Source organism: Idiomarina sp. 017G (assembly GCF_004362265.1).
In the GTDB taxonomy this organism is placed as follows: Bacteria; Pseudomonadota; Gammaproteobacteria; order Enterobacterales; family Alteromonadaceae; genus Idiomarina; species Idiomarina loihiensis.
This window is the reverse complement of the sequence record NZ_SNWT01000001.1, coordinates 187,963-210,689: the sequence shown is the minus strand read 5'-3', so window position 1 is coordinate 210,689 and position 22,727 is coordinate 187,963. Positions and strand designations below refer to the sequence as shown.

The following is a 22,727-nucleotide window of genomic DNA, read 5'->3' as shown; positions in this document are numbered from 1 at the left end:
TCGAGTAAGTCATTGTTTATCATCGACGCCAATACAATCAATTGAGATTAATTTTAATAGGTATTTCATGTCAAGATTTGGAGTTTTTCTAGTTGCCGTTATAACCTTAAATGGCTGTTCTCTTCTCGATGAAATGGTATATCGTATTGATATCCCACAAGGAAATTACCTTGAACAGGAAGATGTCGACAAGTTGCGGGTGGGAATGACTGAAGAGCAAGTTGTCTTTGTGCTGGGAACCCCTGTTGCGCAGAACAGCTTTGACTCTGACCGCTGGGTATACCTTTATAAAATGGATCCCAATTCAGGTGAAGATTACCGTAAAGAGCTGGTACTTACCTTCAATGACAAGCGTTTGCAGGATTTTAAAGGCGACTTTGATAAACCAGAAGACTTTAATCAGGCACTGGACCAGTAACTCGCCTCGAAATCTACATCAAGGAGAATTATGGCGAACTCTTCACTTAACGATGAGGTCGTCCGTGTTGTCCGAAGTTCTGGAGACAAACGAGACTATCAGCACCTGACATTAGAGAACCAACTTAAGGTGTTGTTGGTTCACTGCCCTGATAGCCAGAAAGCCGCGGCCTCTGTCGCGGTAAATGCCGGCCATTTCGATGATCCTGAACATACTCAGGGGTTGGCTCATTTTTTAGAGCACATGTTATTTTTAGGAAGCCAGGCGTTTCCTGATCCCTCCGCTTTCGGGCACTTCTTAAATTTGCAAGGTGGCCAGCACAACGCCTGGACCGGCACGGAATTTACTAACTATCACTTTGACTGCAATGCTAATGCACTGCCACAGGCGCTGGAATTTTTTTCCGCTATGCTGAAAAAACCGTTGTTGTCGGAGAGTTGGATAGACAAAGAAATAAGTTCTATAGAGTCGGAGTTTCGCCTGAAACAAAATGATGAACTCCGACGCTTGTATCAGGTTCATAAGGTTACCGCGAACCCAAAGCACCCTTTCAGTCAGTTTTCTGTGGGCAACCTTAATACACTCAGACACGATGAGCACGGTACCTTAAAAAGCAAATTGCAGCGTTTTTTTAACGAACATTACGTAGCACAAAGAATGCGTCTGGTCGTTGCCGGTCCGCAGTCTATTGCCGAGCTCGAACAATTAGCTCACCGTTACTTTGCGGATATTAAACAACAACGCACTGGCAAAACGTCTATTAATGCTCCTCTTTACCGCCAGGAACAAAAAGGAGTATGGATAAAAGTTAAGCCCATCAAAGCAGCTTACCGTCTTATTTTGACATTACCGTTACCGAGTATCGACGCAGACTACCCGCATAAAACCACCAGCTTTATTGCGCATTTATTGGGCTACGAAGGTCCGGGAAGTTTATTCAGTTCGTTGCGTTCAAAGGGTTGGGTCAACTCACTTTCAGCGGGCGGTGGCATTAGTGGTAGTAACTTCAAAGATTTTAATATTAATATCCAGCTTACTGAGTCTGGTCGCCACAGAGTTGAACAGGTTGTTCAGTGGGTTTTTGCCTATATACGAAAAATAGAAGCGGACGGGATCGAAGACTGGCGCTACAAAGAGCGCCGTATTACCACAGAAATGAGTTTTCTGTATCAAGAGCCGACTCCGGTCGGAGAATTGGCTAACCAGCTCTCCGTAAACGCTTTTCACTATAAACCGGAAGACACTCTCTACGGTGATTATCGTATGGATGGGTTAAATTATTCTTATGCAGCGAAAACCCTGCAACAGATGACCGCTGAAAATGCGCGTATTACTTTAATTGCTCCTGATGTCCGGACGACTGAAGTCGCGCCGATTTATCATACAGAATATGGTTTAAGCCCTATTAGCAAAAAGCAGTTTCAGTCATTTTTCTCAACACCTGATGACTTCAACTGTCAGCTACCTAAGCCCAACCGTTTTCTCAACTCCCGGTTTAAACCTTTACCTCTGGAGTCTGGTGGCTCTCTGCCAACACGATTAGAGGACAGTGCACAGTTACAGTTATGGCACCTGCAGGATCGTGACTTCCGGGTACCCAAAGGGCATATTTACTTATCCTTAAGGTTGCCTGCGGTAACCAATTCAGCTTTTCACTTCGCTATCGCCAGATTATGGTCTGAGCTTATGATAGATGCATTAAATGACGACTTGTATGACGCCGAAGTCGCTGGCTTGCACTTTAATATTTATCCAACTCAAAACGGTATTACGATACATACAACCGGGCTTTCTGCCGGACAAATTCCCTTGATGCAACATCTTATCCGGCGAGCTTTAAAGACTCGTTTTGCGAGACGCCGCTGGCAGGATCTAAAACAAAGCTTGCTAAGTAACTGGCACTCCGCTCATCAGAGTCAGCCACTGAACAAGCTTTTTGCTGAACTGAACCAGCAGCTGCAATCCGGTTTATTTCGGCTTAGCGATTTAGCCTGTGAACTGGAGAAAGTCTCATTCCGTCAGTTTACAATAGAAGTAGCGAAGCTTTTCTCCCCAGTGCATGTTAATGCACTAGCTCACGGCGACTGGCAAAAAGGCGATGCTCTGGAGCTGGGACAGCTTATTAAAAATAATCTCCCTGACCAACGAAGCGTTCCCAACAAAAGGCTTCCGGTTAAGCGCGTCCGCGATTTTTGTTCGCAGCAGTTAATTGTTCCTGCTGAACACTCAGATACCGCTGTTTTGCTTTATTTTCAGGGCGAAGATGATACTTCAACCGAGCAAATCAGTTTTATGCTCTTGCAGCAATTAATTCATCAACCAATATTCCAGGCTTTACGAACCGAACAACAACTGGGTTATGCCGCCGGTAGCCAATATTTTCCGGTACAACGGCTGCCCGGAATCTTATTCTTTTTACAGTCACACGAGTTTGATGCTGATAAACTTTATCAAGCAATACAAGACGTGATTAAAGTGCAACTGGCCGAGCTTGAGGAGTTGACACTAAAAGAATGGCACCACGCTAAGTCGGTACTTAAACAGCAAATTAAAACAGTTGATCGTAACTTAAGGGTTCGCAGCCAAAGACTTTGGGGCGCTATTCAACTCGCCGATACAGGGTTCAATCGCCAGCAAGAACTCCTCAGTGCCCTGGAACATTGCCAACTCACTGACTGGCTGGAACGACTAAAACTGCGTTTAGGTGATAAATCGCAAGCTCTAAGGCTTCAAACCTAAACTCTGACCAAGTAGAATAGTCTTTGACAGTCAGTACCTCTCTCGTTATCTTAACGATATATTAACAATAAAGAGCTGCTAAAGTAGCCATTCAATAGGTTTGTCGTGAATTTTACATTGCCTATCAGAACATTATGCTCTGCTCTTTTTCTATGTGTTTTGTTATCTGGAAGCTTTAGCTTTCATGTTTACGCGCAATACTCCTCCACACAAAACTCAGTACATCAATGGACCTTCAATGATGGCTTACCCAGCAATCATGTAAATGTTATAGCTCAGGGTCCCGAAGGTTTCTTGTGGGTTGCGACAGCCAGTGGCTTAACCCGATTTGATGGCAATGAATTCAAAAATATTTTAGCTATCCCTGAAGCAAAGAGGCATTTGCTTTCTGATAATATCGAACAACTGTTTTTTGATACGTCGGGTGCACTATGGCTCGGAACCCGAAACGGTCTGACGCAACTCCAGTTTTCCTCAGAGCACAAGCTTAAAACCTTTGAGTTATCAGGGCGTGAGTCCGGCGGTCAAACTCGTATAAGACACATTTCAGAAGACGCAAAAGGTCGGTTACTGGTTGGTACAGACCGATTCATTTACCGCCACACTCCCGGAACAGAGGTTTTTGAACCCTTAAACCTAAGCTATAACGGCACCCCGATTCAGCACGTAAACTATATTTATCATGGAAAAAAATGGAACTGGTTAAGTACTGAAAATCAGGGAGTATTTGCCTGGGATGGTTTTTCCAGTGAAGTTTTTGCGGTTAATAAACAAAACCCGATTACAGACACAATACCAGGCAAGCAGCTTTACGCTGCCGTTCACTATCAAGATAAGCTCTGGCTTGCAACAGAGCAAGGGCTGACTCTTCTGGACAAAGATTTACGCTTAAAAGCACTTCCTGAGTACCTTAGCAACCTAAATAAAGTTAATGATATAGCATTAACTCAAGACCGTTCCGCAATTTTACTCAGTGCTGCTAATGGTCTGTATGAATTACAAAATGAAAAGCTTATCAAGCTACATAACGCACCCACCGCATCGGCTTTGCAAGTTACCCGGGGGGACGTTTTTTTCGTACCGGATAATCAGGGCATTTACCAACTAGACACGCCTTTTGCTCCGGCAGCCCTGGTTTCCGGTTCCAATACACAGCAGAGTTCAGCCAGCATAAACATTCCTCAACTGATGCAACAAGTATCAGCAGCGATAGAAGATAGCAATGGTAACTGGTGGTTAGCGACAGACTTAGGGTTATTATTTTACAATACCGTCAATGAAGAAATCTCCGAACTTAATCACTACCCGGACGCCCAGTTTGAGATAAATAAAATGCGTTTATTCGCTAATCAGCTTTATCTTGTTAATAACTCCGGAGAGCTATATCAGTACAACATTATTAATAGAGACTGGAATTCACTAATAGCGTCAGAATTGTCGGCAACACCCAATAATTTGAATTTAACGGCATTTGACCATTCGCTTTGGTTGCATACAAAAACCGAAGCCATCGAAATAGACGCCTTTGGACAAGTCTCTCAGAAAAAAACAATTTCTGTCGATAATGAACTGTTAAACAAACCACCCCATATTGACTTAGAAAAAGTCAGCAACGCCACATTTATAGCTGACTTTACGGTTCCGTTCGCAGCCGCTCCGACAGAGTTACACTACCGCTACAAATTGAATCACGCTGAAAATAGCTGGCAAACTCTGGGAAAAAGCGGTGCATCGCTACAACTATCGTCGTTGCCCGCCGGGTCGCATGAACTAGAGGTTCAGGTATCTTATCATGATGACCTCTGGTCGCCATCGGCAGTGGCTCAGCTTGACGTGGCAATTCCTTTTTGGAAAACACCTTTTGCCTGGATCGGCGGCACACTCATCTGTGCTCTGGTCTTGTTATCGTATTGGCTTTATCTGCGCCAGCGGCAAACCAACATGCGCCGCGATCTTAAACAGTACCACCGGCAGGCTCAAGGCGTACTTTCCAGCCGTTACCAATGCTGGGAATGGGATCTCGATTCAGGCGAACTGATACGACAGAATATCTGGGAGAACTGCCCCGCTTTCCCTATTGACGGGAAACGACTTGGCCTTTCTGGCGGAAAGTCGAACGTACACCCGGAAGACTTAAAACGACTGCAAAAAAGCCTTGCAGACCACCTAAGTGGTGAGTCTGAGTTGTTCGAATGCAGCTATCGACTGGACAATCAGGGCAACTGGCTGTGGGTATTAGATAGAGGAAAACTTCAAACTAACGATGAACACCGAACTATGTTCGGTACCCTAAGTGACATAAGCAGTCTGATAAGCTCTGAAGAGCGAATTACGATGCTGGCTTCTTCGATTACAAATATATCTGATGGAATTTGCATCTTCGACCGGTTTTTCCGAAAACGCGAAGTCAATAATGCGTTTGAGCGAATTAGCGGCTTCAGTCGTGAACAGGTTTTAGGTCAGTTATTGACGCTTGAATGTTATCCCGAGAGCTTCGTGAATCAAATAAAAAGAGCGGTCATAAAAGAGGGAACCTGGCGGGGTGAAATCACCGATGTTAAAGCCAACGGTGAAGAGTTCCTGATGGAATTAACCCTTGATGCGGTTCGGGATGATAACGGTGAGGTGTCACTCATCGTTGCCAGTTTCTCGGATATCACCGAAAGGCGTCACACAGAAAACGAGCTTCGCCGCTTGTCGAACACCGACACTTTAACCGGCCTGCCGAATCGTTCTTACTTTCAGGTCAGTCATTCAAATCTGGTTAGGAAAAAAGTCTCACATACTTTATTGCTCTTTGATTTAGACGATTTTAAGAAAATTAACGACTCCTTAGGTCATGAGATTGGTGACCAGCTTTTATGCCAGGTTGCCGAGCGACTTATGGATATTGGCCGTCGGCAGGATACTCTTTATCGGTTGGGTGGAGACGAGTTTGGTTTGCTCATTGAAGACAGCGTGGACATAAACCTAATTGGCGATTTGGCCAACCAAATTAACCTAAAAGTGGCAGAGCCATACTTTATTGAGCAACAGGAAATTGTCATTGGCAGTTCCATTGGCATTGTACTTTACCCTCACGACGGCCAGACGTCGCAGGAGCTTTTACAGAAAGCCGATATGGCTATGTATCATGCCAAGCAGCGTGGCGGAAACTGCTATCAGTTTTTCAGCCAGTCAATGAACGAGAACGCGGTCAAACGACTTAAGCTGGAAAATGAATTAAGAGCAGCATTAAAGTCTCATAATATTCGCGTTTACTATCAGCCGAAAATAGAAATAAACTCCGGCCATATTGCCGGACTTGAGGCGCTGGCCCGCATTGAGAGTGAAGACGGCTCAATGATTAATCCGGCTGACTTCATTCCTCTGGCCGAAGAAACCGGGCTTATTATTCCACTAGGCGAAGAAGTTTTGCGGCTAGCATGCCGTGATATGAAACGCTTTATGGCTTGTCAGGGCTCACCGAAGAGCATTGCTGTGAATTTGTCTGCCCGGCAGTTTATGCAATCCAGTCTGGCCTTGCAAATTGAGCAAATTTTACGTGAAGAGGGGTTGCATCCTCGCCATGTTGAGTTTGAGATAACCGAAGGCATGGTCATGAGCGACCCTGAACGCGCCATTACTATGATGGAAAACCTATCTGATATGGGTGTAAAACTGGCTCTGGATGATTTTGGTACAGGTTACTCTTCGCTGTCGTACCTTAAGCGTTTTCCTATGAACAGCCTGAAAATTGATAAAGCCTTTGTTGATGACATAACCATCAACGACAAAGACCGTAATATGGTCGCGTCAATTATTGCAATGGCACATAACCTTGGCCTGAAGGTTGTTGCGGAAGGGGTTGAAACTAAAGCTCAGTTACAGACGTTAAAAAGCCTCAAATGCGAATACATTCAAGGCTTCTATTTTGCAAAACCAATGCCGGCTGATGCGTTAATTGAGTTTATTGAGCAGCACAACGAAGTAGCTGCTCAGGTTTAACGTTACTAATAAAGGCTATTGATAAAAATTCCAACCATTTTCCAGCATTTGCTTCAACAAAGGCGCAGGCGTGTATCGTTCGCCACGTTCTGCTGCCAGCTTCTCTAGCTTATTCACTATCGTTTCAAGCCCCTGGCTGTCCATATAACGGAATGGCCCGCCAAGGAAAGGTGGGAAACCGATACCGAAAATTGCACCAATATCACCGTCGCGAGGACTGCGAATAATCTCTTCCTGCAAACAGTAAGCAGCTTCATTCAGCATGGGCAATAAACAAATATCAATAATTTCGTCCGCAGACTTGCTCTCGTTCGGATCAATATCCAGCAAAGAATACACTGAAGTGTCTACCGGCTTACCCTTTACACTCTTGCCGTATTGATAAAAGCCTTTTTGGTTTTTCTTACCTTTACGGTCGTCGTCAATCAGCTTCTCAAAAGCTTCAGGCGCTTCAAAACGATCACCCAGCTCTTTCACCAAGACCGGAGCCACTTTTGCCGCAACATCGATACCAACCTCATCCAGTAAAGTAATTGGCCCCACCGGGAAACCAAATTTCACTAAGGTTTTATCGATATGCTCAATAGGCTCTCCGGCTAACAGTAAGCGCGCAGCTTCGTTCATGTAGGGCGCAAGAATTCGGTTTACATAGAATCCGGCACCATCTTTCACCACTATCGGAGTTTTACCCTGCTTCTTGGCCAGAGAAACCGTTGTGGCTATTGTCTTATCGGAAGTACCCGGATGGGTAATAATTTCCGCCAACGGCATTTTATCGACCGGAGAAAAATAGTGGAGCCCAATAACCTGTTCCGGGCGCTTGGCTTTAGCCGCTATTTGAGTAATAGGCAGTGAGCTCGTATTAGTTGCAAAAATGGTCGACTCGTCTGCGTGCTCCTCCACATCAGCAACCATTTTTTGCTTCAGGTTAAGGTCTTCAAATACCGCTTCAATAACCACATCGGTACGCTCAAATCCACTGTAATCAAGCGAACCGCTCAGCATTAGCATGGTCTTTTCAAGCTCGGCCCGGCGCATATGCCGACGCTTCACTTTTTTATCTAGACGCTCGTAACTGTAATGTAATGCATGTCGAATTCCGTCTTCAGCGATGTCCTTGATACGTGCAGGAATACCTGCTTTAGCCGCCGTAACATAGGCAATACCGCCGCCCATCAATCCACCACCTAAAACGCCAACCCGTTTGACCAAATCAGGTTTAACACCATCGGCGCCGGTTTCTTTTTTCATTTCTGTGGTGGCAAAGAAAATCTGGCGCAGCTGATAAGACTCTGGCGTCATTGCCAACTCACCAAAGCTACGGGCTTCCTTATCCAGGCCAGCTTCGCGGCCACGTTCAACACCTTCACGCACCGTCTGAATGATTTTATCAATTGCCGGGTAATTGCCCTGAGCTTTCTTCTGCGCCTGCTCACTGGCCTTTTTAAAGATAATGTCACGGCCAAACTTGGTCGCCTCCAGCACTTTACTAATGCCCTTAAGTGGCGGCTTAGTTGATTTTGGCTTACGTTTTAACGCGTGCTCAACGGCAACATCCAACAATATGCTTTGGGGAACAACCTCGGTGACAAGTCCTGCTTTCAGAGCCTGTTTAGCCCGCAGTTCTTTACCGGTCAGGATCATCGTCAGTCCTTGCTGAACACCAACCAGTTCAGGCAGACGTTGCGTACCACCACTGCCCGGTAACAAGCCTAATTTCACTTCAGGTAAGCCCAGAGCTGTCTTGCTGTTGTCGGTACAAACTCTTACATGACAAGCCATGGCCAGTTCCAGTCCACCACCCAGGCAAGCTCCGTTAATAGCCGCAACCACAGGCACATTTAACTGCTCGATGCGATCAAACATAGCCTGCCCTTTTCGCGCCAGACTTTCTGCATCCACGGCATTTTCACAACCGTCTATCATGTTGATATCAGCACCGGCAATAAAGGAGCCTGGCTTACCACTAATAAAAACCACACCTTTGACTGAATCATCGCTTTCTAAGCGATTCATCAAACTGCCAACTTCTTCGGCAAATGAGTCTTTTAAGGTATTCATCGACTCACCAGGGACATCAATCGTAATTACAGCGACGCCGTCGTCCCTAACTTCCATAGTGAATGCTTTATCCTGACTCATTATTCTGTCTCCACAATCATTGCTGCACCCAGGCCACCGGCAGCACAAGCGGTTGTTAAACCGACACCACCACCGCGACGGCGCAATTCATTCAAAGTCTGTGTGATCATTCTGGTACCGGTTGCGGCAAATGGATGACCATAAGCAATGGAGCCGCCCAGCACGTTAAATTTATCCATATCGATTTCGCCAATGGCTTTATCACGACCCAGCTTCTCTTGCGCAAACTTATCACTGGCAAACATCTTCATATTCGCCAATGTTTGCGCTGCAAAAGCCTCGTGCATATCAATAAGGTCTAAATCGTTTAAGCTCATACCCGCGCGGTCTAAAGCCACCGGAGTCGAATAGGAAGGTCCCATCAGCATGTCTTCTTCCACCTGTAGGGCAGCAAAGGCATAACTGCGTAAGTAACCTAATACCGGCAACCCGAGTTCTTTCGCGCGGCTTTCGGTCATCATCATGACAGCAGAAGCTCCGTCAGTTAAAGGCGTGCTGTTCGCCGCAGTCACTGAACCATGCTTGCGATCGAATACCGGCTTTAATTTCGCCAGTTTTTCTATCTGGCTGTCACCGCGAATATTGTTGTCGCGGCTCAAATGCTGTTTATAAGGCTCAGGGTAAGCCGTCATCACTTCATCACTTAACCAACCAGCTTCCCATGCAGCATGAGCCTTTTGGTGCGATCTTACCGTTAGCTCGTCCTGGTCTTCACGGCTAATGTTATGCGTTTTCGCCATTTGTTCCGCCGTTTGTCCCATGCTTAGTCCGGTACTGTATTCTGCCACGGCCGGTGGTACAGGCAGTAAGTCTTTAAAACCCAAGCGCTTCAATATAGAAAACCGTTGCCCTAAGGTTTTTGCTTTATTTAAATCGACTAGAGCACGCGCCAGACGTTTACTGACACCAATAGGTAATACCGAAGATGAATCCGCACCACCAGCTATGCCGCCACGAATATGGCCAGCCACCATAGCTTCGGCAATATTAACCGCCGACTGAAAGCTTGTAGCACACGCGCGGGACACACTGTAAGCATCAGTACCAACAGGCAAACTGGTTCCCAATACTATTTCACGGGCAATGTTAGGCGCTTCCGGCATTTGCACAACCTGACCAAACACCAGTTGCTCAACCCAGTCACCGTCAATACCGGTTTTATTCACTAATTCCTGAACAACCATTTTACCTAAGTCGACTGCGGGTATGCCGTGAAAGTCCGTTGCTTGTTTCGCAAATGGTGTTCTTATACCCGCCACAAAGGCAATTCTTTCGCCATTTACGGTTAGCAAGCGTTGTGCTGCTGTCATAATAAATCCTCAATTCAAAAACCAATACTGGTCTGACCACAAATTATGTTACAAATTCTAGCCCGTAATAGAGCAGATTAAAACCACCGTTTTCGGTAAAGTATGCTGTATAGATTGAAATTTCGGAACAAAGACAGCATTGTTGCTGTCATTGCTATGCAGTACTGACAGCATAGTCAGTTTTCGCTGATAACGACAGCCTGGAGTAAACATGACCGCGACAGCGTTTCAAAAGCTACAAAATTACCTGAATCGGCAAGTGCTTGGACAGCCGGACTTCACTCAAAACCTTTTAATTGCCGTATTGGCTGACGGCCACCTGCTGGTAGAGGGCCCTCCCGGCCTGGCTAAAACCCGTGCAGTACAAGCTTTAGCAAAAGGTATTGAAGGCGACTTCCATCGGGTGCAGTTCACTCCCGACTTATTGCCCGCCGATTTAACCGGTACCGACATTTTTCGTCCCGAAACTGGACAGTTTGAGTTTCAACAAGGCCCTTTGTTCCATAATTTAATTCTGGCCGATGAAATTAACCGAGCCCCGGCAAAAGTTCAGTCAGCATTACTGGAAGCTATGGCAGAGCGACAAATAACTGTCGGTCAACGCAGCTACCCACTTTCTGATCTTTTTATGGTGTTAGCAACACAGAACCCGCTGGAGCAGGAAGGAACTTACCCGTTACCTGAAGCCCAGCTCGACCGTTTTTTATTGCATTTAAAACTCGACTATCCGGATGCCGAGACCGAACAGCAAATTCTGCGCCTAACCCGGGGAGAAGCCCTGTCAGGTGATCTTGATATGCCTACGCCATTAACGCAAAAGCAGTTATTCGACGCGCGCCACGAAGTCCTGCAGTTGTATTTAGATGATGCAGTCGAAAACTATCTGGTTCAGTTGATTATCGCGACACGTCAGCCGCAGCGCTACGACCAGAACCTAGCACAATGGATAGGTTACGGCGCCAGCCCTCGCGCCACTATAGCGTTGGAGCGCTGCGCCCGCGCTAAAGCCTGGCTCGACGGTCGCGATTTCGTCACACCTGACGATGTTATCAGCGTGTTCCATAACGCTTTACGCCACCGTATTATTTTGAGTTATCAGGCGGAAGCCGATGGCGTATCACACGATCAGGTTCTTGATACAATACTGAAACTTGTACCGGCACCATAATGTTAAAAGCTGAAGTTGAACAATGGCTTAAGCAGTTGCACTGCGATGGAGTCAGTCCCGGTATTCAGGAACTTCTTTATTATCGCAGTAAAATTAATGCGTTTGCACGCCACCATAAAAGTCTGCCGCGCTCAAGCCAGACCGGCCCCCTGCTAAGTAAGAGCCGGGGGCGCGGAATGGAGTTTGATGAAGTACGGCATTACCAGCCCGGTGATGATATCCGCTCCATTGACTGGCGGGTAACCGCGCGAACCGGTAAAGCTCATACCAAGCTCTATCGTGAAGAAAAAGAGCGCCCGGTATTTATCTGGGTGGACCTTTCTTTAACCCAATTATTTGGTAGCCAGTTTGTATTTAAATCTGTGCAGGCTTGTCACTTAGCCGCAGCCCTGGCCTGGCAGGCACAACACAAAGGCGACCGTATTGGTGGGCTCATTGGCAACGGTTGGCAACATCAGGAGTTAAAACCTATAGCCAGACAAAAAGGCGTTTTACGTTTATGTCATGCACTTCTGGAAGTTCATAAAGACAGCCTGAAGCGTTGGCAAGACAAGCAAAAACAGCAACAAAACACGCTGGATGATAACTTAAAACGCATACGACAACTGGTTAAGCCCGGCAGCAGCATTCATGTTATCAGTGATTTCTATAACGCAGGCGAACGCTTTCTGGATGGTTTGCGCGTGCTATCCCAGCATAATTCGGTTCGTTGTTTTGGACTTTACGACCCTATGGAGCATGAGTTGCCTCAGGGGTACTCGTCTCATCCGCTGGCAATTACCGATGGTCAGCAACAGGTCAGTATAAATCTCGCTGATCAACAGCAGAGAAAAACCTATCAAAATGCCGCCGAGCTTCGTTGGAGCAGTATTCAGCAAGAATTCAGGAAACGGAAGTTGTCTTTAACACCAATATCCAGTGCTTTACCATTGGAACAGCAATGGGCAGAGGTAAAATAATGCAGCAACCGTCATTAGATAAGCTTAATGATATTGTCGAGCCAGGGGCAGCGAGTTGGTGGCCGCCGTCATGGCCGGCAATTGCTATTGCCGTTGCACTACTGTCTGGCATCGCTTTACTTATTTTCTGGTTAGTTCGGCGTCGACAGCAGTCACGCGTGCGCAAAGCGGCTATCAGGCAGTTGCAGCAAGACAGAAATATGAGCATCGAAGAGCTTACTATATTATTGAAACGCACGGCGCTGGCGTATTATCCCAGAAAGGTCGTTGCGGAAAAACACAGTCGTCAATGGATAAGCTTCTTGCTCATTCCTCTGTCAGGCAAGGAAAAGACAACTTATGAACCCCTGCTTAACGAGGCCAATAAAAACTTTTATGGTATTGCTGATAATAATTTTAATCGACATTACTACGAACTCGCTCGCCTGTGGCTGAGTAAAGATTTGAGCAAGCAACCCGGAGCCGAAGATGTTTGAATTTGCCTGGCCGTGGATGTTTTGCCTACTCCCCTTACCCGCCATTATCTGGAAATGGTTTCCGGCCGTACGAAAAAGTAGCTCGGCTATACGCCTTCCCAGTACTTACGGCTTAGTTAGCGGCAGTCAGAGCTCTGGTAAACGCTGGTTATTGTTACCGCTGATGAGTTTATGCTGGATCATGCTGGTCGCTGCGGTGGCTAAGCCTCAATGGTTGGGCGAGCCGCTCGCAATTCGAGCCGAAGGAAGAGAGATTATGCTGGCTGTAGACTTATCCGGCAGTATGGAAATTGCAGATATGCAATTGGAAGGCCGCTCAGTGAACCGTCTAACCATGGTTAAGCACGTTTTGAGCGACTTTATTGAACGCCGCGAAGGTGACAGGCTCGGACTGATTCTATTTGCAGACACGGCCTATTTACAGACTCCCATGACTTACGATCGCAATACTGTAAAACAAATGCTCAATGAATCTGTACTCGGCTTAGTGGGTGAACGCACCGCAATAGGAGACGCTATTGCTTTGTCGGTGAAGCGCTTTCGTGACGACGAAGAATCGAACCGGGTACTGGTATTACTAACCGACGGTCAAAACACAGCGGGGAATTTAACTCCGGAGCAGGCTCTTGAGCTGGCTCAGGCTTACGATGTGACGATTTACCCTATCGCGGTAGGTGCTGAAGAAGTAGTAGTTGATAGCTTTTTCGGGCAACGGCGAGTTAATCCAAGCCGTGATCTGGACGTACCGTTAATGCAAAGTATCGCTAAACAAACTGGTGGTAAATATTTCCGTGCCCGCAGTACCAGTGAGCTCGAAGAAATTTATCAACGCCTGGACAAGCTGGAGCCTATTGCCGGTGACCCTCAGCAACTAAGGCCCCGAGTCAGTTTATTTTACTGGCCATTGGTAATAAGTTTTCTTCTGTTTATTGCGTTAGCCATGTTGCACTATCGACCATGGGGGAGACGTTCATGAGCGAATTTCACTTATTGCGCCCCTGGTGGTTACTGGCTTTAGTTCCAGTTGCACTACTGTATTGGCGTTTACTCTACAGTCAGAAACATCAGGCCGGATGGCATCAATGGCTCCCCGGGCACCTGTCAAAAGTATTGGTTAAGTCAGGGTCACAACCGTCTCTCTGGCCTGCCCACCGTTTTTTGTTAATTTCAGTTCTGGCAACACTGGCTCTTTGCGGGCCCACCTGGGAACGACTACCACAACCGGTTTACCAGCTTGAATCGGGACAGGTCGTGATTATGGACATGTCGCCATCGGTTTTAGCCGATGATATTGCCCCTAACCGTTTAACCAGAATGAGATACAAAGCCATTGATTTAGTCCGGGCAGGACTTGATGGTGATACCGGCCTTATTGCTTACGCCGACGATGCTTTTATCATCAGTCCGCTTACTGCCGATAACCGTAATTTAATAAATTTAATCCCATCACTGTCACCCGATATTATGCCGGCGCAAGGCAGTGAACCCTTGTTAGCTTTGAAGCTGGCTGACGATTTATTAAAAAATGCCGGCTACCCTCAGGGCGATATATACTGGCTTACCGACGGCATCAGTAGTAACGAACTCAACCAACTCAGTAGTTATTTGCGTTCTGTCGATCATAGAGTTTCTATTCTGGCGGTTGGTACTGAAGAAGGTGCTGCAATTCGCGATAGCTCAGGCCGTTTATTAAAAGACAACAATCAGGTCATTATTGCCAAAACTTATCCTTCTCGATTATCCGATCTGGCTTCTATTACGGGAGGAGCCTTTTCATCAGTAACCGCCGACAATCGTGATATTGATAAACTGATAAACCAGGCACCACTGACGCGTGAAGGTAAAGACGGCGATGAACAACAGCAAGGAGACGCATGGCGTGATATGGGTCCTTACGTTGCCCTCTTTATCTTACCTATTATGTTGTTTAGCTGGCGTCGGGGCAGCCTGCTTAGCCCTTTATTACTCTCTATGTTATTGCCTTTAATCGGCTTCAGTCCCAATGTGCATGCTGCACAAGAATCCGTCTGGCAGAAGCAGTTGCTAAACCGTGAGCAACGTGCACAGCGTTTATATCAAGAAGAAGAATACCAACGGGCGGCTAACCTTAGCAGAACTCCGTTTCGTCAGGGCGCTGCTCTGTATCGCGATGGTGACTATGAAGCCGCCGCCGAAGCCTTTTCTCAAGGCGATTCGGCAGAGGCGCAATATAATTTAGGTAATGCACTGGCTAAGCAGCAACAATACGATGCGGCAATAGAAGCTTACGACAACGCTTTAGAACAACGCCCTGACTGGTCCCAGGCAGCCGAAAATAAGCAACTCGTTGAGCAATTGAAGCAACAGCAGGAATCAGAAGACTCCGGCGGTTCAGACGAATCCTCCAAGGAATCAGATTCTGATAAAAACGAATCGGATAAGAATTCTGAGCAAAGTGGTGACGGCGAGGAGCAACAAAATAATCAGTCCAATAACAGTGATGGGCCCCCTAATCCTGATGAAAGGGGTCAAGAGGATGGAGAGCCGGAGCCGGAACAAAAAGAACAGGAGCCTTCTCAAGAAGAACCCCAGGAGCAGCAACGCCAGGACACAAGCCCAGAAAGCCAGGAGGAATCCAGCCAACTACTTCAACAGAAGGTCCGCGAAGGCGAGATTGACCCTGAAAAAGCCCAACAACTGGAGCAGTGGATGAACCGGGTGCCGGATGACCCAAGTATACTGCTACGTAATAAAATGCTTCTGGAGAGCCAGAAACGGCGTCAGCGCAGAACCTCAGAACCCCAGGGAGACGATAAAAAATGGTAAGAGTATGGCGACACATTATCTTATTGATGAGCTTTTTACTTGTGAGCCAACTTGCTCACGCCGATGTCTCTGAGGTTACTGCTACGGTAGACCGTAATCCGGTTACGGCGAACGAATCCTTCGTATTAACGATAACCGTTGATGACGATGTTGCTAACGACAGCTTTTCGCCATCTAAACTACTAAAAGACTTCGTTGTAGGCAGAACATCGGTCAGTCGCCAGACATCAATGATCAACGGAAAACTTAGCAAACAGACGCGCTTTACAACCGTGCTTATTCCCCAGTCTGCCGGAGAATATAAAATCCCCGAAATTAGCATAGGTGGTGTCTCGTCGGCTCCTATTTCATTGCAAGTCCTGGAACCCGGCAACAACCAGGATAACGAACAGAAAATCGCTTTTCTGGAAGCTCGCGTAGACAATCAGCAAGTCTATCTGCAGCAGCCTATCACTTATGTTGCGCGGCTATTTCTTGCGGCCGACTTGAACAAAGGAAACTTAATACCGCCTGAAGCAGAAAACGCCGACATTCAGCAAATTGGCAGGGATGAAGAAAGTACAGAAATGGTGAATGGCAGGCGCTATAAGGTTTATCAGCGTGTTTACCAAATAACGCCAAGCAAGTCAGGTTCTTTAAGTATCGCAGGCGCCCGTTTCGACGGCGAAGTTTTCACTCAAGGGCAACGCTCTATCTTTTCGTCTTTCTCCAACACACAGCCTGTCAGCACCATTGCTGAAACTATCGAGGTTGAGGTGCAGGCCGTCCCTGATAGCTGGCAAGGTCACTGGTTGCCTAGCGAGCTTGTCAGTGTTTCTCAATCCGTTTCGCCTGAGCAAGAAAGTTATACCGTAGGTGAACCTTTCACTATTTCCTATATGCTGACCGCTGTTGGTGTAAAACCAGAGCAGCTACCAGACGTTCGACCAAGCTTCCCCGATACGGTGAGAATTTATCCGGATGGCGATGAGACGGATCAATTTAGTCGCAACGGCGTTATTATCTCTCAAAAAACAATAAGCTTTGCGGTCGTCCCCAATCAGCCAGGGCCATTAAAAATTCCGGCACTAAGCATCCCATGGTTTAATACCAAAACAGGTAAACCTGCATCGGCGGTAACCGAAGAGTTAAACTTTTCTGTCGCAATGGGTGACGGGATGCAACCTATCCCGAAGGCAAGCAATAATGCCGAAGCTAAAGTGACTGAAGAGCAGCAGCTAAATGATGAGGAAGTAACTCAAACTGAGGCGAAAACCCGCTCAGTTGAATGGAATACCTGGACAGTTAGCTTACTCGCCCTGGTACTGATTGTTTCCATTATACTGAACGCGTACCTTCTCTGGAGTCGAAGTACAAGCTCTAAGAGCAAAGTATCAACGCGTAAAACAACAGAAGATAAACCTCACAATCTAAACAAAGACAAATTATGGAGAGGGTTTCAGCTAGCCTGCCGTAACAATAATGCACATGAAGCAAAAGAGTTTTTGCTGAAATGGGCAAACCGCTATTTTGAACGCAGCTTTAATAGCATAACTGAGCTGTCTCAATATCTTTCAATAGAAAATGCATGCTCAAGCTTGCAACAAAGCCTTTATCAGCCGAAGGCTACCTCATGGCAGGATGGAAAAGTGCTTTATAAAGAAGTTAAGACCTCTATAGAAGCAAAAAAAAATATAACAACTACTAAAGACGTGTTGCCAAACTTGTACAGCAATAACGGATAAACTCACTACAATAGAAATAAAAAAGGCTCAGACTTGTCACGGTCTGAGCCTTTTTTGCGATATCAACGTCTACGGAGTTGATAAACGTTTTATATCTGCGTCCGCTTTTAAGTTATTAATAAAGGCTTGCAACATAACCTGAGCCTGACGGTTCCGCATCTGACTCTTTAACTCGTCAAGTTGGCTGTCATCAGTACTTCCTGGAGAAACTTCGGTCAGTGCAACCACAGCAGCATCTCCATTCGGTAACGCAACCGTGTTAAAGACGCTCTCATCGCTTGCTGAAGGAGACATTGAGAATAGCTCACGTACAATAGTTCTTGGGTGCTCACCATTGTTACGCTGAATGCTATCTACCCAGACAATTTCGTCGCTCACCTCTTCACCCGCTTTCCAGGCTTGCATCCATTCATTAGCCTGCTCAAGCGCTAATTGCTGAGCTTTTTCTACGCGCAGTTCGGACACTATTTTTTCACGAACTTCGTCCAGCTCTTTTACTCGCACTGGTTGATGCTCAGTTACACGTACTACCAGTGACCGATCATCTGAAGTTTCAATAATATCGCTGTTCAACTTCTCTTTAATTAACTGCTCTGAAAATAGGTTATTGAGAACAACATCGTCGCTCAAGGGCGTTGGGGCTCTGTCACGAGTGAATAAATCGGAACGGCGTACAGTGGCTCCAATTTCTTCAGCAGCAGGCTCCAATGTGTCAGGTTGCTCAAAGCTAATTTCCGCAAGTTTCTGTTGTTTTTCAAAATAGCGATCTTCTGCCTTTTCGGTTAACAACTGCTGACGCACTTCGTCTTTCACTTCGCTAAATGGTGTGACTGAACCTTCGCGTAAATCGGTAAGTTTAATAATGTGGTAACCAAAGCTCGTTTCAACAACGTCTGATAAATCACCAACATTTTCTAACTCAAAAACGGAGGCATCGAAATCTTCATCCATCATTCCGGCTTCTATCCAACCTAGATCTCCGCCCTGCTCAGCTGAGAAAGTATCGTCTGAATAAGTTTGCGCTACCTCCGAGAAGTCCGCACCTTGTTTAAGTTCAGCAAGTGCTTCTTCAGCTTTCTTTTTAGCGTTATCAGTCTCGAACTCGATCAGAATATGAGAAACACGGCGCTCTTCTTCGGTCGAATATTGCTGCTGACGCTCATCATAATATTGACGCACTTCTTCATCTGAAATTTCGACTTCTGATTCAACAGCAGCTAAAGAGAGCTCAACATAGGCGACGCTGAGTTTTTCCTGAGTCCGGAACATATCTTGATTTTGCTGATAGAAGTTTTCGATATCCTGTTCTGCAATCTCTACCTGCTCTTCGAAACTTTCATTGCTAGCCACTAAAAAGCCACCTGAACGCGACTGGCTTTGTAAGCGCATAAAGGCAATAGCTTCAGGTTCAAGCACGAACGCAGTCGCAGACAAGCCTCGTAGTAACTGATTTCGGGTCATATCCTGTTGCATCACTTTTGCGAAAGCTTCAGGGCTATAACCCGCATTACGCAAAGCCATCAGGTAAACATCGTTATCAAATTGTCCTGCTGTACGAAATTGAGAAATATCACGGATTGCAGCTTTTACCTGCTCAGGGCTCACTCTCATCCCGTTATCTTCAGCGTATTGCACTAAAAGCTCTTGTTCGATGAGTTGCTCTAATACTCCACTGCGTAAATTACGCATATAATCTGGATCGGAAGTAATAGCAGAAAACATATCACCAAACTGCTCTTGCAAGCGACTACGCTCATTTTCATAAGCACGATCGTAGTCACTACGAGGAATTTCTTCTCCATTAACTTTTGCGACAGCATCTTCTGTGTCACTAGTGATATAACCACCAACACCTGCTAATGCAAAAGTTAGAATGATTAACACAAGAATGGCCTTAGCAGTATAACTCTGCGAGCCTTCCCGAATCCGCTCTAACATAATAAGGCTTTCCTTATTTAACCTGAATAAACAACGTCACATTATAAGGTGATTCGTCTTAAAACTCACCATTCATACAAAAAAATAACCCGAGGTTTTATAAACCTCGGGCTACTATTATTATTCTTTAAAAAAAGCGCTAATGCGCTTTAATTAATTTACTGCGTCTTTCAGTGCTTTACCTGCTTTAAAAGAAGGAACTTTAGCAGCAGCGATCTGAATAGTCTCACCCGTTTGAGGGTTACGACCAGTACGAGCAGAACGCTCACGCACGCTAAACGTACCGAAGCCAACTAATGCGACTTGGTCATCTTTTTTTAGAGCATCAGTTACTGCATCGATCATAGAGTCCAGAGCACGACCAGCAGCAGCCTTAGAAATATCTGCACCTGCCGCGATTTTGTCAATAAGCTGAGACTTGTTCACAGTATCATCCCCTTAGATTGTTATTATCAAGTTTCCGTGGTTCCATTCGGATTTTAAAATGGGCCAGAACGGTTATATCAAGCTTGATTTAATTGTTCAAGCACCATTAGTCCAAATGGCTTTCCTATCCAGCTGTTCGTATGTCATACATGTGAATCAGCTATAAACTCTAGGCTACCACAGTCTTTTAGATTGAAAACCCTTTTTACTCACTTTTTAACGAAAAAATGCGGTCTGAAGCATGATTTCTCATCCGCAGACCGCATTCTAGTGCTTGAATATGACTTTAGTATTATATTGCTGGTTACTCCTTAACCAAAGCAACATCCAATACTTCATCAATCCATTTTACCGGCTGAATCACTAAGTCCTGTTTTACGTTGTCAGCAATTTCTTTCAAGTCGCGTTCATTTTCTTTAGGAATTAACACATGCTTGATTCCACCACGGTGCGCAGCCAGCAATTTCTCTTTTAAACCACCAATGGCCAGCACTTCACCGCGCAACGTAATTTCGCCCGTCATTGCTACATCAGAACGAACAGGCTTACCGGTTAACGATGACACCATAGCTGTCACCATAGCAATACCTGCACTGGGCCCATCTTTCGGTGTAGCGCCTTCTGGTACATGTACATGAATATCGCGTTTTTCATGGAAGTCTTCCGCAATGCCCAGCTTATCAGCACGGCTACGAACCACTGTCAGAGCAGTCTGAATAGACTCCTGCATAACATCACCCAGGGAACCTGTGGTGGTTGTCTTTCCTTTACCAGCTACATTAGTAGCTTCGATAGTCAGCAAGTCTCCGCCAACTTCAGTCCATGCTAAGCCAGTAACCTGACCGACTTGATTCGCTTCTTCAGCTTTGCCGTAATCAAACCGTTGCACGCCCAAATAGTCGCTAAGATTGTCGCCGGTAATCTCAACATGTTTTATCGATTTATCCAGCAAAATTTGCTTAACCGATTTCCGGCACAAGCGCGACAGCTCACGTTCGAGGTTACGCACCCCGGCTTCGCGGGTGTAATAACGGATAATGCCAATAATCGCACTGTCCTGAACCGTAATTTCTTTTTCTTTTAAACCGTTACGGCCAATTTGCTTGGTTAACAAATGTCGCTTCGCAATATTCAGCTTCTCTTCTTCGGTGTAACCCGACAAGCGAATCACTTCCATGCGGTCTAATAATGGCGCTGGAATATTCATACTGTTAGATGTCGCCACAAACATGACATCTGACAAATCGTAATCGACTTCAAGATAATGGTCATTGAAGTTAATGTTTTGCTCAGGATCCAGTACTTCTAGCAATGCTGAAGCCGGGTCACCGCGCATGTCAGCCGACATTTTGTCAATTTCATCTAACAGAAACAGTGGATTACGAACGCCAACTTTTGACATTTTTTGAATCAGTTTACCCGGCATAGAGCCAATATAAGTACGGCGGTGACCTCGTATTTCTGCTTCATCGCGTACGCCCCCTAGCGCCATGCGCACATACTCACGCCCCGTCGCCTTCGCTATCGACTGTCCAAGCGAGGTTTTACCGACACCTGGAGGACCTACTAAACAAAGAATCGCACCTTTCACTTTGGTGGTTCGTTGTTGTACCGCAAGATACTCAATAATACGTTCTTTAACTTTCTCCAGCCCGTAGTGATCAGCATCTAAAACTTTTTCAGCATGAGCTAAATCTTTCTTAATACGCGAACGTTTCTTCCATGGAACCGATACCATCCAGTCTATATAGCCGCGCACGACAGTCGCTTCCGCTGACATGGGTGACATCATTTTTAATTTTTGTAACTCAGCTTCAGTCTTTTTCTTCGCTTCTGCCGGCATCTTGGCGTCATCGATTTTCTTCTGTAACTGCTCAAATTCATCGACGCCATCTTCGGTTTCACCCAGCTCTTTCTGAATGGCTTTCATTTGCTCATTCAAATAATATTCGCGCTGGCTTTTTTCCATCTGTTTTTTAACGCGGCTACGAATGCGCTTTTCCACCTGCAGAATATCAATCTCACCTTCCATCAGAGCCATCAGATGCTCGATGCGCTCCCGAATGTCAGTAATTTCAAGAATGGCCTGCTTTTCTGCAAGTTTCAGCGGCATATGGGCAGCCATTGTGTCCGCTAAGCGATCGCCGTCTTCAATGCCGGACAGAGACGTCAGTACTTCCGGCGGTATCTTCTTATTTAGCTTTACATAGCCTTCGAACTGATTCAGTGCCGAACGAATAAGAATCTCTTCTTCTTTTTCCGGTAACTCTTCCGCGGCCAGATAATGAATACTAGCTTGAAAGTATTCTTCGTTATCCTGCAATTCATCCAGCTGCGCCCGTTGCTTACCTTCAACCAGCACTTTAACGGTGCCATCGGGTAGTTTCAGTAGCTGTAGAACTGTCGCAACTGTACCTACCTGATAAATATCCTCAGTAGTAGGTTCATCCACAGAAGCGTCTTTCTGAGCCGCCAGAAAAACTTGTTTATCTTCATCCATAGCGGCTTGTAAGCATCGAATCGACTTTTCCCGACCGACAAACAGTGGTATCACCATATGCGGGTATACCACGACATCTCTCAACGGCAGAACCGGCATCGTTAATTGTTCGGTGCGCTCTTCGCTCATTAAATT

At 46.0% G+C, this 22,727-nt stretch carries 14 protein-coding genes; 9 read left to right on the top strand and 5 right to left on the bottom strand.

Going from position 1 to position 22,727, the window contains the following annotated elements:
• Positions 1 to 67 precede the first annotated feature (67 nt).
• The 3 genes from bamE to DEU30_RS00970 all read left to right on the top strand — a co-directional run bounded on the left by bamE (position 68) and on the right by DEU30_RS00970 (position 7,144).
• Entirely contained in the window at positions 68 to 418 is a 351-nt protein-coding gene (gene bamE, locus DEU30_RS00980; protein WP_034820100.1) for an outer membrane protein assembly factor BamE, read from the top strand.
• Positions 419 to 448: 30 nt separating this feature from the next.
• A complete protein-coding gene (locus DEU30_RS00975; protein ID WP_034820098.1) occupies positions 449 to 3,157 on the top strand; it encodes an insulinase family protein in 2,709 nt (902 codons plus the stop codon).
• Positions 3,158 to 3,316: 159 nt separating this feature from the next.
• A complete protein-coding gene (locus DEU30_RS00970; RefSeq protein WP_114981555.1) occupies positions 3,317 to 7,144 on the top strand; it encodes an EAL domain-containing protein in 3,828 nt (1,275 codons plus the stop codon).
• Positions 7,145 to 7,159: 15 nt separating this feature from the next.
• On the opposite strand, the gene fadJ is transcribed toward DEU30_RS00970, so the two are convergent.
• Both fadJ and fadI read right to left on the bottom strand, forming a co-directional pair.
• The gene (gene fadJ, locus DEU30_RS00965) at positions 7,160 to 9,286 is read right to left on the bottom strand and encodes a fatty acid oxidation complex subunit alpha FadJ (RefSeq protein WP_110012632.1); all 2,127 of its coding nucleotides are present in this window, start codon (positions 9,284 to 9,286) and stop codon (positions 7,160 to 7,162) included.
• Positions 9,286 to 10,596 carry an acetyl-CoA C-acyltransferase FadI gene (gene fadI, locus DEU30_RS00960; RefSeq protein WP_034820090.1) on the bottom strand — a complete coding sequence of 437 codons (1,311 nt, stop codon included), beginning with the start codon at positions 10,594 to 10,596 and terminating at the stop codon, positions 9,286 to 9,288. Before fadI ends, fadJ begins: the two co-directional genes overlap by 1 nt.
• Before the next feature lie 211 nt (positions 10,597 to 10,807).
• Between fadI and DEU30_RS00955 the strand changes: the two genes are divergently transcribed.
• From DEU30_RS00955 to DEU30_RS00930, 6 genes are read left to right on the top strand one after another with little or no spacing between them, the layout of a single operon-like run.
• Positions 10,808 to 11,764: a MoxR family ATPase gene (locus DEU30_RS00955; RefSeq protein WP_034820087.1), complete on the top strand. Its 957-nt coding sequence runs from the start codon at positions 10,808 to 10,810 to the stop codon at positions 11,762 to 11,764.
• On the top strand, positions 11,764 to 12,723 hold the full coding sequence (locus DEU30_RS00950; RefSeq protein WP_114981556.1) for a DUF58 domain-containing protein: 960 nt from the start codon (positions 11,764 to 11,766) through the stop codon (positions 12,721 to 12,723). The genes DEU30_RS00955 and DEU30_RS00950 overlap by 1 nt, the downstream gene beginning before the upstream one ends.
• The gene (locus tag DEU30_RS00945) at positions 12,723 to 13,199 is read left to right on the top strand and encodes a DUF4381 domain-containing protein (protein ID WP_114981557.1); all 477 of its coding nucleotides are present in this window, start codon (positions 12,723 to 12,725) and stop codon (positions 13,197 to 13,199) included. The genes DEU30_RS00950 and DEU30_RS00945 overlap by 1 nt, the downstream gene beginning before the upstream one ends.
• A complete protein-coding gene (locus tag DEU30_RS00940) occupies positions 13,192 to 14,175 on the top strand; it encodes a VWA domain-containing protein (protein WP_114981558.1) in 984 nt (327 codons plus the stop codon). Before DEU30_RS00945 ends, DEU30_RS00940 begins: the two co-directional genes overlap by 8 nt.
• Positions 14,172 to 16,004 carry a VWA domain-containing protein gene (locus tag DEU30_RS00935; RefSeq protein WP_114981559.1) on the top strand — a complete coding sequence of 611 codons (1,833 nt, stop codon included), beginning with the start codon at positions 14,172 to 14,174 and terminating at the stop codon, positions 16,002 to 16,004. The genes DEU30_RS00940 and DEU30_RS00935 overlap by 4 nt, the downstream gene beginning before the upstream one ends.
• Positions 15,998 to 17,728: a BatD family protein gene (locus DEU30_RS00930; protein WP_114981560.1), complete on the top strand. Its 1,731-nt coding sequence runs from the start codon at positions 15,998 to 16,000 to the stop codon at positions 17,726 to 17,728. The genes DEU30_RS00935 and DEU30_RS00930 overlap by 7 nt, the downstream gene beginning before the upstream one ends.
• Before the next feature lie 69 nt (positions 17,729 to 17,797).
• On the opposite strand, the gene DEU30_RS00925 is transcribed toward DEU30_RS00930, so the two are convergent.
• The 3 genes from DEU30_RS00925 to lon form a co-directional block, all read right to left on the bottom strand.
• Complete coding sequence (locus tag DEU30_RS00925) at positions 17,798 to 19,666, bottom strand: SurA N-terminal domain-containing protein (RefSeq protein ID WP_114981561.1); 1,869 nt, start codon at positions 19,664 to 19,666, stop codon at positions 17,798 to 17,800.
• 153 nt (positions 19,667 to 19,819) lie between these two features.
• A complete protein-coding gene (gene hupB / locus DEU30_RS00920) occupies positions 19,820 to 20,092 on the bottom strand; it encodes a nucleoid-associated protein HU-beta (protein WP_011234253.1) in 273 nt (90 codons plus the stop codon).
• Between the two features lie 304 nt (positions 20,093 to 20,396).
• Positions 20,397 to 22,721 carry an endopeptidase La gene (lon, locus tag DEU30_RS00915; RefSeq protein WP_011234254.1) on the bottom strand — a complete coding sequence of 775 codons (2,325 nt, stop codon included), beginning with the start codon at positions 22,719 to 22,721 and terminating at the stop codon, positions 20,397 to 20,399.
• Positions 22,722 to 22,727: the final 6 nt, after the last annotated feature.